This window comes from Ensifer sp. ENS02, from assembly GCF_014851885.1.
GTDB classification, from domain to species: Bacteria; Pseudomonadota; Alphaproteobacteria; order Rhizobiales; family Rhizobiaceae; genus Ensifer; species Ensifer adhaerens.
In genome coordinates, this window is the sequence record NZ_JACVAO010000016.1 from 1 (window position 1) to 13,290 (window position 13,290).

Below are 13,290 nucleotides of genomic sequence, written 5' to 3' on the forward strand. Positions count from 1 at the left end.
ACGGCTTCATCGGCCAGTCGAACTGCCTCAATGTTACGCTGCAGAACGGCGAGATCTGGTTCGAGGATCGGCCGATCGGGCTGCGCGCCCCGTCCGAGCCCGACGGCCCGGCGAAACTGCACTTCCGTCCGCATGACATCGAGCTGATCGACGGCTGCGGCGGTTGCCTTGCCGGCCTCGTTGCCGCCAGCCGCCGCGTCGCCGGCACCCGCCATCTCGAACTTGACCTTGGCCGCAACCATCCGCATGTCGAGATCGAACTCTCGCCCGAACGCGCCGCTGCCGGCGACCACAGCCGCATCGCCTTCCGACCGACAAAGTGGAAGATCTTCAGGGAGGAGCAGACGAATGCGGCCGCAACGCTGGAGCCGCCGGCCGAAGTGGAAACGGCCGAGCCCTTCGAGCTGGCGCGCACCGGCAGTTGATCGGGCGCGCTCGGTAGCGCAGTTTCACCTGTCTCGTCGTGCCGTGTGCAATCGTGCCGGCAACGACGGGCTGAGAGTCGCCGTGCGGATATCCGTTTGCTTCGCGATGCGCTAAGCAGGGACGCCCGCTGCCGACAATGGCTGCGGAACCGGGAGAAGCGCATGACGATCGTCGACGACCTGAAACAAGCCCTCGGCGACATCGTGCTCACCGGCACGCAAATCGGCGAACGCCACCGGAGCGACGCCAGCCTGACCGGCCGGGAGCTGCCCAGAGCCGTGATCCGCCCGACAAGCAGTGGCGAGATCGCCACGGCCCTCCGGCTCTGCAACGAGAACGGCCAAACGGTCGTCGTCCAGGGCGGCCTCACCGGACTTGCCGGCGGCGCCAATGCCGGCAACGACGCGGTGGTGATCTCGCTCGAGCGTTACACCGGCATCGAAGAAATCGACCCACAGGCAGGCACCATGACCGTGCGGGCCGGAACGCCGCTCGAAGTGGCGCAACGCGCCGCCGAAGACGCCGGTTTCCTGCTGCCAATCGATCTCGGCGCCCGCGGTTCCTGCCAGATCGGCGGCAACCTCGCCACCAATGCCGGCGGCATCCGGGTGCTTCGCTACGGCGTGACGCGCGACAACGTGCTCGGTCTCGAAGCGGTGCTCGCCGACGGCACGATCATCTCGTCGCTCAACAAGATGATCAAGAACAACACCGGCTACGACCTCCGGCAATTCTTCATCGGCTCCGAAGGAACGCTCGGCGTGATCACCCGCGCGGTCCTGCGCCTGCGGCCCTTGCCCGCCGGCCGGCTGACGGCGCTCTGCGCTCTCGAAAGCTACGACGATGTGGTCGCCTTCCTCACGCGCTGCCAACGCCGCCTGCCCGGCCTCTCGGCCTTCGAGGCGATGTGGGAAAACTACTTCCGCTTCAACGCCGAGGCGGAGAAGCTGAAGTTCTTTGATGAAATCCCGCCCTTCGCGGTGATCGTCGAGCAGGATCTGCTCGGTGATGCCAGCGAGCGTGACGGCTTCGAGGCCTTTCTCGGTGAGGCGCTTGAAGATGGGATCATTGCCGATGCGCTGATCGCCCAGTCGGAGAAAGAAAGCCGTTCGTTCTGGAGCGTGCGCGAAGGCCACGCGATGGACAGCCAGCTGCCGGCGCTCGTCAACCTCGACGTCAGCCTGCCGATCGGCGATATCGGCCGCTTCGCCACGGAATGTGGAGCGGCTCTATTTCAACGGTTCCCGGCCGCCCATGTCTCCTTCTTCGGCCACGTCGCCGACAGCAACCTGCATATCGCCTTTTCGGAGCCTGACAGCGACGCGGACACGCCGCATATCGTCGACGGCATCGTCTACGAAATCGTGCGGCGCTACAAAGGCTCGATCTCGGCCGAACATGGCATCGGCACGCTGAAGCGGGATTTCCTCGACCATTCGCGCAGCCCGGCCGAACTCGAACTCATGCACCGGATCAAACGGGCGCTCGACCCGAACGGCATCCTCAATCCGGGCAAGGTGATCTGAGGCAGCCTCATCGCCACGCAAACGGCTCAAATTCAGAGCCAGGACGCCGGCGTTTTCGGCAGGCGCCCTTCGGGATCGATAACCTTCAGTTCGCAACCCTCGCCCGCGTTCCAGTGCCACAGCGCGACGCAGGTGCCGCCGGGCGACATGAAGGACGGATAGATCAGGCCATCGAAGCCTCGGTCGCTCAACGCCAGTTGCAGGCGGTGCGTCTCCGGCACCAGACCACGATCGAGCGCATCGCGCCATTCGCATCGGTGGATTTCTTCGGTGAGACCAAGGTCGGAAAGGATCTCCGGCGCCGTCAGATCGGCAAGACGGGCAAAGCGGAGTTCAAGCTGGGCGATCAGCGCCGGGTGTTGGACGAAACCCTGATTGTATTCGGCCCAGGCGGTCGAGAGCTCGCGGGCGGCATAGATCGTCGGCGTTCCCACGGGATTCCACCTCCCACCGTACCGCCCTGCCCCTTCGCCCGAGAGCGGCGCATGCGCCCAGCGCGGCACATAGGCGCGCCAGAGGCGCACCGGCGCACCAACCGCCATCAGGCGTAGACACCGGAACGCACGGCTTCGAGATAGGCGAGCACCTTGTCGGCCTTGCCCTCGCCGACGAGATCATAGGCGGTCTTGCCGGCCCAGCCGGGGATCGGCTGGTGCTTGAACCAGATGACGGCGCGGCTGTCGTCGCCCGCCATTTCGCCGGCCATGGCAAGGATACGGACGACGCTGCTCAACGCCGCATCGACCTTTCGGGCACTGGACTTCGCCGTCAGCGTGTTGCGCGCGACACCGATCAGCTTCGCGAGTTCGGCAAGCGTCACGCCAAGGCGATCGGCAACCAGCCGAGCGGACAGGAAAGACGAATGGCTCTCGCCGTAGTGGGCGGTGGAGATGTTGAGACCGACAGCAGCCATGACAGGATCCGCACTTGTTTTGATCATCGTGTTATCAAAGTAAGATCAAAACATGCCCAAATCAAGGACGCCTATCGCCGCCAGGCGGGCTCGCGCTTGTCGAAGAACGCGCCGACACCCTCACGCGCCTCATCGGATTCCCAGCAATCGGCAAGCTGTTCGATGGTCGCGGCAATGGTCTCTTCGGTGATTGGAGCCCCAAGCGAGCGAGCCAGTCGCTTGGCCCGGCCGGTGGCCTCCGGCGCGACCGCCAGATAGGGCTCGATCTCCGTTTCGATCGCCGCATCCAGCGCGTCGGCGGCGACAACGGTGGTGGCGAGCCCCAAGGCGCGCGCCTCCTCCGCACCAAACAGACGGGCGGACATGAACAGCGGCCGCGCCTTACCCTCGCCGATGCGGGCGACGACATAGGGGCTGATGGTCGCCGGGATCAGGCCGAGACGTGTTTCGGTCAGGCCGAACTTGGCGTCGGTCGAGGCAACCGCCGCGTCACAGATGCTCATGAGGCCAACGCCGCCGCCAAAGGCATTGCCATGCAGGCGGCCGATCATGGGCTTCGAGATCTCGTTCAGCCCCTTGAACATCATCGCCAATCGCGTCGCCTCAGCAATGCGAGTCGCCCTGTCTGCATCGAACTGCTCGCGCATCCAGCCGAGGTCGCCGCCGGCGCAGAAGCTGCGGCCCTCGCCCTCAAGGATAACGACGCGGACAGAACGGTCGGCCGAAAGCTGCTCTGCCGCCTCGGTCAGTTCGCCGATCATCCGCGCCGAAAGCGCGTTGTGCTTCTGCGGCAGTGCCAAGGTCAGCCGCGCGACACCGCGTGCATCGGTTTCGATCCGGATCGTTTCGAAGGTCATGATCCCGTCCTTAAGGTCCGCGCGAAAGCGGCGGCCTGTTCGAGCTTCGCTAGGTCGAGCCCCGTCGAAAAACCCTTGGCCATTACGAAGGCGTTGACGGCGAGCGTGTCGACATTGCCGGCAGCACCCGGCGCATAGGGGCAGCCACCGAGACCGCCGGCCGAAGCGTCGAAGACCCTGATGCCGCGGTCGAGCGAAGCGGCAATGTTGTCGAGCGCGCGGCCGGAGGTGTCGTGGAAATGCCCGGCGAGCCTGTTGGCCGGAATGCGCTCCAGCACCGCGGCCAGCATCGCGTCCACCGCCTCTGGCGTGCCGCGGCCGATCGTGTCGCCGAGACTGATCTCGTAGCAGCCGAGATCATCGAGCAGGCCGGCGACGCGGGCAGGGCTCGCTGCGGCGATCGCACCCTCATAAGGGCATTCGACAACGCAACTCACATAGCCGCGCAGCAGAATTCCTTTTTCCCGGCACAGTTCGGCAACCGGTAGGAACCGCTCGATGCTTTCGGCGATCGAACAATTGATGTTCTTTTGCGAGAAGGTTTCGGAAGCCGAGGCGAAGATCGCCACCTCGTCGGCGCCGGCTTCGAGCGCGGCTTCAAGACCGCGCATGTTGGGCGTCAGCACCGCGTAGCGCGTCCCGGGCCGCCTCCGGATGCCGGCCATCACTTCGGCGGCGTCGGCCATCTGCGGCACCCATTTCGGGCTGACGAAGCTCGTCACCTCGATCCGCTCGTAGCCGCAATCCGAGAGCATATCGACGAGACGTATCTTCTCAGTCGTTGGGACGAGCGCGCTTTCATTCTGCAGCCCGTCGCGCGGCGCCATCTCGACGATCGTCACATGCCCAGGCGCCGCTCCGCTCATTCCGCGCTCTCCGGCTGGAGCATCACCAGCACGGCGCCGGCTGTCACCTGCTCGCCTTCGCTGACCTGCACGCTCTCGACCACGCCGGCGCGCGAGGCCGACAAGGTGAGTTCCATCTTCATCGCTTCCATGACGGCAAGCGCCTGGCCCTTCTCGACGGCATCACCGGGGCGGACCCGGATGAGCTTGACGATGCCGGGCATCGGCGCCGAGACCGCGTCGTCGGCGACCTCGCTTGAGTGACCGGCACCAAGCGCGTCCGGCAAGCGAAGTCCGTAGGTCTCACCATTCAGGAACAGCGTGATCTGCTCGCCTTCGCGCAGGAAACGGAACTCCTGCTGCGCGCCGGCGATTTCCGCCCGGGCGCCATCGGCAGAGCGATTGAGGATAACGACCGGCAGCGCCGCCGTCCCGGTGTGGACCGCAAACTGATCCCGGCCACGAGCCGCCAGCGCCACGGTCGTCCGTCCGCCCAGGTGTTCGATCGCGATGTTGCGGTTTGCGTCACCCCAAATCTGCCAATGGCCGAGCGAAGACCAGGGATCGGCCGATCCGTCCGGCTGCAAGGCTCCGGTCGAAATGATGGCCGCAAGCGCGAGGGCCGCATCGTTCGGCACCGGCGACGCCGATAGCCGATCGATCGAACGATCGATCAGGCCGGTATCGGGGTGCCCGGCGCGAAAATCCGGTTCGGCCGCAAGGCGGGCCAGAAAATCGAGATTGGTAACCGTGCCGCCGATGCGGCAGGCCCTGAGCGCAATCTCAAGCCTGGCCAGCGCCGTCGACCGGTTGGACCCGTGCACGATCAGCTTTGCAATCAGCGGGTCATAGAACGGCGTGATCCTGTCTCCCTGCCGGACACCGGCATCGACACGGACGCCCTCCTCCGGAAAGCTCAAGGTCGTGAGTTGCCCGGTCGCCGGCAGGAAGCCGCGCGACGGGTCTTCCGCGTAGATGCGGGCCTCGAAGGCCCAGCCGTCGATGGCGATCTCGCTCTGGCGTTTCGGCAGCGCTTCACCGGCTGCAGCCCGCAGCTGCCACTCGACGAGATCGATGCCGGTGATCGCCTCGGTGACCGGATGCTCGACCTGCAGCCGGGTGTTCATTTCCATGAAATAGAACTGATCCGGCCAGAGCCCGTCGGTCACGTCGGCGATGAACTCGACAGTGCCCGCGCCGACATAGCCGATCGCCTGCGCCGCGCGAACGGCGGCTTCGCCCATGGCGCGCCGCACTTCCGCGGTCATGCCCGGCGCCGGCGCTTCCTCGATCACCTTCTGGTGGCGTCGTTGCAGCGAGCAGTCGCGCTCGTAAAGATGCAGGATGTTGCCGTGCCGGTCACCGAAGACCTGCACCTCGATATGCCGCGGCTTCGTCAGATATTTCTCGATCAGGACCGCGCCGTCGCCGAAGGCCGCTTCCGCCTCGCGGCGCGCCGCCTCCAGCGCAGCCGGAAAGTCGGCGGCGCTGTCGACCCGCCGCATGCCCTTGCCGCCGCCGCCGGCGCGCGCCTTGATCAGCACGGGATAGCCGATGTTCACCGCTTCCCCGGCAAGGAAGTCCGGCTCCTGTGTCTCGCCGTGATAGCCCGGAACCACCGGCACGCCGGATTGCTCCATCAGCGCCTTGGCGGCATCCTTCAGCCCCATGGCGCGAATGGCCGACGCCGACGGTCCGACGAAGGTGATGCCGGCCGCCTCGACGGCTTCGGCAAAGTCGGCATTCTCCGACAGGAAGCCGTAGCCGGGATGAATGGCGTCTGCGCCGACGGAGTGCGCCGCCGCGATGATGCGTTCGGCCACAAGGTAGCTGTCGAGCGCCGGCGCCGGGCCGATGCGGATCGCCTCGTCGGCCAGCGCCACATGCAGCGCGCCGACATCGGCATCGGAATAGACGGCGACCGTGCGGATGCCGAGGCGCTTGGCTGTGCGGATCACCCGGCAGGCGATCTCACCGCGATTGGCAATCAGGAGTTTGGAAAACATCGGCATCTCCTGGCCCTATTGCGCTGCGATCACATCGATTTCGAGCAACCATCCGGCATCGAAGATGCCGGCGATCGCGACCGTCATGGCGGGTGCTAGCGCACCGAGATATTCGGCGCGGGCCGCGCGGTTGGCCATGGCGTGTTGCCGATCGGCAAGCAGCACCGTCACCTTGACGATATCGGCCTTGGTCATGCCCGCCGCGGTCAATTGCGCGTCGATGTTGGCCCAGACCTGGCGCGCCTGCGCCTCGAAACCCTCCGGCAGCGCGTCTTCAGGCGTCAGCGGCACCTGCCCGCTGACGAAGAGCAGACGCTCGAAGTTCTCCAGGCGAACGGCCTGCGAGTAGCCTCCACGCGGCTGCGGTGCGTTCGGGGCATTGATGTTTTCGCGTTTCATGGCGGTGTCCCTACATCCTGAAGAGGCCGAAGCGCGTGTCTTCGATCGGCGCATTGAGCGCCGCCGACAGCGACAGGCCGAGCACGTCGCGCGTCTTGCGCGGATCGACGACGCCGTCGTCCCAAAGTCTGGCCGAGGCATAGAGCGGATGGCTCTGGCGTTCGAAGAGATCAAGGATGGGCTGGCGGAAACGCGCCTCCTCCTCCTCGCTCCAGGGCGTTCCCGCCCGCTTCAGGGCCTCGCTGCGCACGGTCGTCAGGACGCCGGCCGCCTGCTCACCACCCATGACGGAGATGCGGCTGTTCGGCCAGGTCCACAGGAACCGCGGCGAAAACGCCCGACCGCACATGCCGTAGTTGCCAGCGCCGAAGGAACCGCCGACCAGCATCGTCACCTTCGGCACACGTGCCGTCGCCACCGCCGTCACCAGTTTGGCGCCGTGCTTGGCGATGCCTTCCGTCTCATATTTCCGCCCGACCATGAAGCCGGTGATGTTCTGCAGGAAGACGAGCGGGATCTTGCGCTGGGCGCAGAGCTCGACGAAATGCGCGCCCTTCAGGGCGGATTCCGAAAACAGCACGCCGTTGTTGGCGATGATGCCGACCGGGATGCCGTGCACATGGGCAAAGCCGCAGACGAGCGTGGTGCCGTAGCGCGCCTTGAATTCGTCGAAACGGGAACCGTCCACGGTGCGGGCGATGACCTCGCGGATGTCGTAGGGCGTGCGCAGATCCGAGGGCACGATGCCGGCGATCTCGTGCGGGTCGTAGAGCGGCGGCTCAGGCGTCACCAGCTCGACCGTCAACGGCTTCAGCCGATTGAGTGCCGAAACGGCCCGGCGGGCGAGCGCCAGTGCATGAGCGTCATCGCGCGCCAGATGGTCGGCCACGCCGGAGAGCCGCGTGTGCACATCGGCGCCGCCGAGATCCTCCGCCGAGACGACCTCGCCGGTCGCGGCGCGCACGAGCGGGGGGCCGGCGAGAAAGATCGTGCCCTGGCCTTCGACGATGATCGTCTCGTCGGACATGGCCGGCACATAGGCGCCACCCGCGGTGCAGGAACCCATCACCACGGCGATCTGCGGGATGCCGGCGGCCGACATATTGGCCTGGTTATAGAAGATCCGACCGAAGTGATCGCGGTCCGGAAAAACCTCGTCCTGGTTCGGCAGGTTGGCGCCGCCGGAATCGACCAGATAGATGCAGGGCAGATTGTTTTCCGCGGCGATCTCCTGCGCGCGCAGGTGCTTCTTGACCGTCAGCGGATAGTAGGTGCCGCCTTTGACCGTCGGGTCGTTGCAAACGATCATGCACTCACGGCCAGACACCCGGCCGATGCCGGTGATCAGCCCGGCCGCCGGCGCATCGCCGTTGTACATGCCGTGCGCCGCCGTCATGCCGACTTCGAGGAAGGGTGTTGCCGGATCGATGAGGCTGGCCACCCGGTCGCGCGGCAAGAGTTTGCCGCGGCTGACATGGCGTTCGCGCGCGGTATCACCGCCGCCGGCGGCCGCCACCTTCACCGCGTCTTCGACAGTCGCGATCGCCTCCGCCATGGCCGCCTGGTTTGCCTTGAACGTATCGGAGGACGGAGAAATGTGAGATTTCAGAAGGGTCATCAAGTCCTCTTTCGATCGAGTTCGGCCGTTTCAGTTGGCGGCGGCTACCGCGTCTCGGTGAACAGCTCCCGCCCGATCAGCATGCGGCGGATCTCGCTGGTGCCGGCGCCGATCTCGTAGAGCTTGGCGTCGCGCAGCAGGCGACCCGCCGGGTAGTCGTTGGTGTAGCCGTTACCTCCGAGCGCCTGGATCGCTTCGAGCGCCAGCGCCGTCGCCTTCTCCGCCGCATAGAGGATGCAACCGGCCGCATCCTTGCGCGTGGTCTCGCCGCGATCGCAGGCCGCCGCCACGGCATAGACATAGGCGCGCGCCGCATTCGCCGTTACATACATGTCGGCGAGCTTGCCCTGCATCAGCTGGAACTCGCCGATCGCCTGGCCGAACTGCTTGCGCTCATGCAGATAGGGGACGACCACATCGAGGCAGGCGGCCATGATGCCGAGCGGCCCGGCCGAAAGCACGACACGCTCATAGTCGAGCCCCGACATCAGCACGCGCACGCCACCGCCGATGGTGCCGAGCACGTTTTCTTCCGGCACTTCGCAGTCCTTGAAAATCAGCTCGCAGGTATTGGAGCCGCGCATGCCGAGCTTGTCGAGCTTCTGGCCGGTCGAAAAGCCGGCATAGCCCTTCTCGACGAGGAAGGCGGTGATGCCGCGCGGGCCGGCGGTCGGATCGGTCTTGGCATAGACGACGAGCACGTCGGCGTCCGGACCGTTGGTGATCCACATCTTGTTACCGTTGAGCACATAACGGTCGCCGCGCTTGTCGGCTCTGAGCGTCATCGAAACGACGTCGGAACCGGCGCCGGGCTCCGACATCGCCAGCGCACCGACATTCTCGCCGGAAATCAGCTTCGGCAGGTAACGCGCCTTCTGGTGGTGGTTGCCGTTGCGGTTGATCTGGTTGACGCAGAGATTGGAATGGGCGCCGTAGCTAAGGCCGATCGAGGCCGATGCGCGGCTGATCTCCTCCATCGCCACGCAATGGGCGAGATAGCCCATAGCGGCCCCGCCATGCTCCTCGCCGGCGGTAATCCCGAGCAAACCAAGCTCGCCCATCTCGCGCCAGAGCGGCATCGGAAATGCGTTGCTGCGATCGGTCTCGTCTGCCAAAGGCGCGATACGGTCCGTTGCGAAGCGCCGCACACTCTCGCGCAACGCGTCGATGTCCTCGCCAAGCGCGAAGCTCAATCCGCCCTGAAACATGTCTATCCTCCCATCGTGCCGGCCAGTGCGGTCTCCTCCCACAGCGGCCGGACGATAACGCTCCATCCTCTACGCGGATCGCAGCGAATGCAATGAGATCAACGCCGCGACATGGCCGGACGATAGCACCGCGTTTCGCTAATTTCCTTCCAAAGAGGGGCAAAGCCAAGCACGATATGCAAATCCGCAACCGCCTGCCGATTGCATCCTGTGCGCGAACGAGTTGGCGGGCCCTCGCGCCGAGTCCGGCGGCAGGCGTTCCACTCCTGGTACGGCAGCAGGTGTCGCCGTGACATCGCGGGATCGACGATCAGTTCTTGTTCGGCCAGATTTCCTGGCTGGCCTCGACGGCCGCAAGGCCCTGCATCGCGTCTCTATTGCCGGTGGCGGCAAGCGCCTCGAAGATGCGTCGCGCTTCCGCGTGGTACTTGAGGTTCATGTAGGCGTAGCCGCGCAGCACCATCAGGTCCTGGCGGCGGGTCGAGATCTGCCCGAGCTGATCGAGAAAAAGGATGGCCTCGCGGTAGCGATTGGCATTGAAGGCGGCAATGGCACGGTCGGCGAGGATCGCCGTCTGCAGCTCGTCGACCCGCCCCCGGCTCTGCGTCGACTTGGTCGCCGACACCGCGGCCTTGTTGGTGAGACCAGCGCGCAGGTAGGCCAGGCTCTGGCCATAGGCAGCGTCTTCGCGCATCTGCGACGCAGGCGCCTGCAAGGCCACCTCGAATGCTTCGGCGGCCTCCAGCGGCCGGTTGAGGTCCATCAGGCACCAGCCGCGCGCGAGCGCCGCCTGCGGCGCCATGCCGGCGGGATTGATGGTGGTTCGGCAGCCGGCCCCGCTGCGCACCGATTTCTGCACGACGCCGCCCGTGCGCGGCCTCTGAGCGGCAGGTTGCGCGACCACCTCTGTGACGACGGTGGTACGGGCCGTCGGCTGCGGTTGCGTCCGTTGCACCTCGGCCGTCGGAAGCGGCGCGCGGCTGACTTCGTCGAGCTTCTCCTTGACTTCGCCAAGCCGGGCGATGCGTTCGGAACGGCCCGACCACAAACGCTGGACTTCGACGACGCCATCCTTGTCGTTCAGCTGGTCACGGCTGAGCGCAAGGCCATAGGCCGACGGCTCGTCGTCCGGCTTCCAGCGCAGCGCCGTTGCAAACCATTGTGCGGCGGTTGCCGGCTGGTTGAGGGCGCGCGCATACCAGCCGAACTGCTGGGCCGTGGCCGGTTCGCGGGCCTTGGTCGTTTCCTGAGCGATCCGCGCCAGCACGGCGGCATCGAGGGCGACCGGCGGATCGATTGCCAGCAGATTGGCAGTCGCCGCGAAATAGGTCGCAAGGGCATCGGGCGAGCTATCGCGCCACGGGTAGAGTACGGCCTCGGCCTCGAGCGGTGCCTTGCGCGCGATCAGCGTCAGCGCCAGCCCCTGCGCGGCGGAGGCGCTGTCTTCCTTGTCATGGGCACGGCGGAACCATTGCTCGGCGGCGCTCATGTTGTCGCGGCGCAGCTGATACCAGCCCAGCAGCAGAGCGTCGCTTGCCGTGCCACCGGTCTCGGCCAGTTTTTCGACGCGCTGGACGTACTTGGGATCAACCGCAAGCGCTTTGTCTCCGTCACCTTCGGCAACGAAGCGCCGGGCGAGATCGTCACGGATGCTTTCGAACTCCGGCACGCCCTCCGGCGTGGTGCGCTCGAGCGCGAGCAGATCCTGCAGGGTCGCGTAGGACAGCACAGCGGCAGCCTTCTGCACGGTGGCGAGCCGTTCCGGCGCATTGTCGCAGCTCTTCAGCACATAGAGATAGGCATCGCGGGCCCGGTCCGGCCGCTTGGTCTCGGCAAAGGCCTGCGCCACATGCCAGAGCACATCCACTTCCGAGCAGGTCAGAAGGCTCGGCGTGCTCGCAGCAATCGAAATCACGGTTTCATACTGCTTGAGCTCGGAGGCGTTCACCAGCCGGGCGCGAGCCTCGGCGACGTTGAGGCGCTCGAGCAGGTCCGATGGCGGCTGCCAGGCGGCTTCCTTCGCCTGACGCTCGGCGATCGCCTTGCGCACTTCGGCGTAGCGGCCTTCAGAGTAGAGCCGCCACATGGTTTCGAGCGCGACGTCGTTGTTGCGCGGCACAGCCAGCGGATCGGCGGGCGGGACCCAGTCGGGATAAAGCGAGCGCAGGCGCGAGATTTCCGCCTGCAGCCGTGCGGTATCGCCCTTGGCGGCAAAGTAGCGAAGCGCCGATTCGTCGACGACCGACTGCGGCTTGCTTGTGCTTTGTGCTTCCTCCGACGGCCTGTCGGCCTGGGCCACCTCGGTGAATTGCGGCGGCGCGCCGCGCGCGCCCTGGCCGGCGCTGCCGCCGACGGCGGGCGCCTCCTGGCTCTCACCAGTCAAGCTGCCGAGTTTCTTGTTGTCCTGGCGCAAGAAGCCGCCATCGGTCAGTCCGGCAACCCCGATCGCCGTAGTCATCACAGCGGCAATGGCAACGATTGAGGACTTCATAGACACTCCGGACGCTTCTCCCTCACGTAAGACAGCCCTAACAGGTGCAGCGTGGAAGGGTAATATTGCGTCGGGCTGAACACCTTGACGCTGTCGGGTATCGGAACCCTGTCCAAGACACAGGCCAGAATATGGTTAACAAATCGATAACCGGGGTCCGTGAGGCTGGTTTGAACGGCCCCCGTAGAGGCGTCGCTGAGGACCAATGCGTCGTTGTCGCCGGCCATTCCCGCCCGCAGCCGCGCCATCAGATCGCGGCCACCCATGTCCGCCCGGGCGAGGTAGAGCGGGATCCGCAAAGCGTTATAGCCGAACTCGGCGGGAAAGCCCTGGGCTGGCTTCGGCATCGCACGCAGGCTGACCCAGTCGGCCGGCAGTTTTCTCGGGCCTGATTGCAGGGCATTGATAAAGGCCAGGCCGTCATCCGAGAGCGCCTTCCAGCGCGGCGACGGCGCTACCCGATCAAGTGCGGGAAAAGCCTCGAAGATCCAGTAGGACGGATTGACCACCGGGCCATCCGGGCGATCGGTCGTGCCGAAGCCCGTAACGCCGGGCAACAGCAGCGTTCGCCCGCCATGATCGAGCAGGGTGTTGTCGAGGATGGCCTTGGCGATCCTCGATGCGGCCTGCAGGTAATCCTGCCGCTTCCAGCGTTCACCGGCGAGCACCAGCGCATAGGCGATCAGGATGTCGCCGTCGGTGGCATTGTTGATGTCGATAATGTGCGGCGTTTCGGTGGCACTCCACTTCCACGCCGCCAGCCCATCGTCGCGCAGCAGCAGCTCACGGCGCGTGAACGACCAGATCAGCGCGAAGTCGGCCGGGTTGTCGGCCAGCACGGCGAGAAGCAGGCCATAACCCTGTCCCTCGCTATGGCTGACATTGCCATTGGCGTCGTCGATGATCCGGCCACCGGAATCGAGGAACCGCGCCTTGTACTGGTCCCATTCCCCAGCCTTCACCGAGCCCGCCTGTTCGTCGGCTCCGGCCGCCATCGGCAA

At 65.8% G+C, this 13,290-nt stretch carries 12 protein-coding genes; 2 read left to right on the top strand and 10 right to left on the bottom strand.

What is annotated here, in order from left to right:
- Both IB262_RS27905 and IB262_RS27910 read left to right on the top strand, forming a co-directional pair.
- A partial coding sequence (locus IB262_RS27905) for a TOBE-like domain-containing protein (RefSeq protein WP_192494005.1) occupies positions 1–425 on the top strand: 425 nt, incomplete at its 5' end.
- A gap of 162 nt (positions 426–587) precedes the next feature.
- Positions 588–1,952, top strand: a complete 1,365-nt coding sequence (locus tag IB262_RS27910) for an FAD-binding oxidoreductase (protein WP_060529102.1) — start codon at positions 588–590, stop codon at positions 1,950–1,952.
- A 32-nt stretch (positions 1,953–1,984) separates the two neighbouring features.
- On the opposite strand, the gene IB262_RS27915 is transcribed toward IB262_RS27910, so the two are convergent.
- The 10 genes from IB262_RS27915 to IB262_RS27960 form a co-directional block, all read right to left on the bottom strand.
- Positions 1,985–2,494 (bottom strand): RES domain-containing protein, encoded by a 510-nt coding sequence (locus tag IB262_RS27915; protein ID WP_192494006.1) that lies wholly within the window; start codon positions 2,492–2,494, stop codon positions 1,985–1,987.
- Positions 2,494–2,865, bottom strand: a complete 372-nt coding sequence (locus tag IB262_RS27920; protein ID WP_060529162.1) for an antitoxin Xre/MbcA/ParS toxin-binding domain-containing protein — start codon at positions 2,863–2,865, stop codon at positions 2,494–2,496. The genes IB262_RS27915 and IB262_RS27920 overlap by 1 nt, the downstream gene beginning before the upstream one ends.
- A gap of 71 nt (positions 2,866–2,936) precedes the next feature.
- Positions 2,937–3,722, bottom strand: coding sequence for a crotonase/enoyl-CoA hydratase family protein (locus IB262_RS27925; RefSeq protein ID WP_113189554.1), 786 nt, complete (start codon positions 3,720–3,722; stop codon positions 2,937–2,939).
- The gene (locus IB262_RS27930) at positions 3,719–4,588 is read right to left on the bottom strand and encodes a hydroxymethylglutaryl-CoA lyase (RefSeq protein WP_090299231.1); all 870 of its coding nucleotides are present in this window, start codon (positions 4,586–4,588) and stop codon (positions 3,719–3,721) included. Before IB262_RS27930 ends, IB262_RS27925 begins: the two co-directional genes overlap by 4 nt.
- Positions 4,585–6,573, bottom strand: a complete 1,989-nt coding sequence (locus tag IB262_RS27935; RefSeq protein WP_192494007.1) for an acetyl/propionyl/methylcrotonyl-CoA carboxylase subunit alpha — start codon at positions 6,571–6,573, stop codon at positions 4,585–4,587. Before IB262_RS27935 ends, IB262_RS27930 begins: the two co-directional genes overlap by 4 nt.
- Before the next feature lie 15 nt (positions 6,574–6,588).
- Positions 6,589–6,972: a RidA family protein gene (locus tag IB262_RS27940; protein ID WP_060529107.1), complete on the bottom strand. Its 384-nt coding sequence runs from the start codon at positions 6,970–6,972 to the stop codon at positions 6,589–6,591.
- 10 nt (positions 6,973–6,982) lie between these two features.
- Positions 6,983–8,590, bottom strand: coding sequence for a carboxyl transferase domain-containing protein (locus IB262_RS27945; protein WP_034789940.1), 1,608 nt, complete (start codon positions 8,588–8,590; stop codon positions 6,983–6,985).
- 44 nt (positions 8,591–8,634) lie between these two features.
- A complete protein-coding gene (locus IB262_RS27950; protein ID WP_034789942.1) occupies positions 8,635–9,798 on the bottom strand; it encodes an isovaleryl-CoA dehydrogenase in 1,164 nt (387 codons plus the stop codon).
- A gap of 310 nt (positions 9,799–10,108) precedes the next feature.
- On the bottom strand, positions 10,109–12,289 hold the full coding sequence (locus IB262_RS27955; protein WP_192494008.1) for a cellulose synthase: 2,181 nt from the start codon (positions 12,287–12,289) through the stop codon (positions 10,109–10,111).
- Positions 12,286–13,284: a glycosyl hydrolase family 8 gene (locus IB262_RS27960; RefSeq protein WP_234798815.1), complete on the bottom strand. Its 999-nt coding sequence runs from the start codon at positions 13,282–13,284 to the stop codon at positions 12,286–12,288. Before IB262_RS27960 ends, IB262_RS27955 begins: the two co-directional genes overlap by 4 nt.
- Between the last annotated feature and the right edge of the window lie 6 nt (positions 13,285–13,290).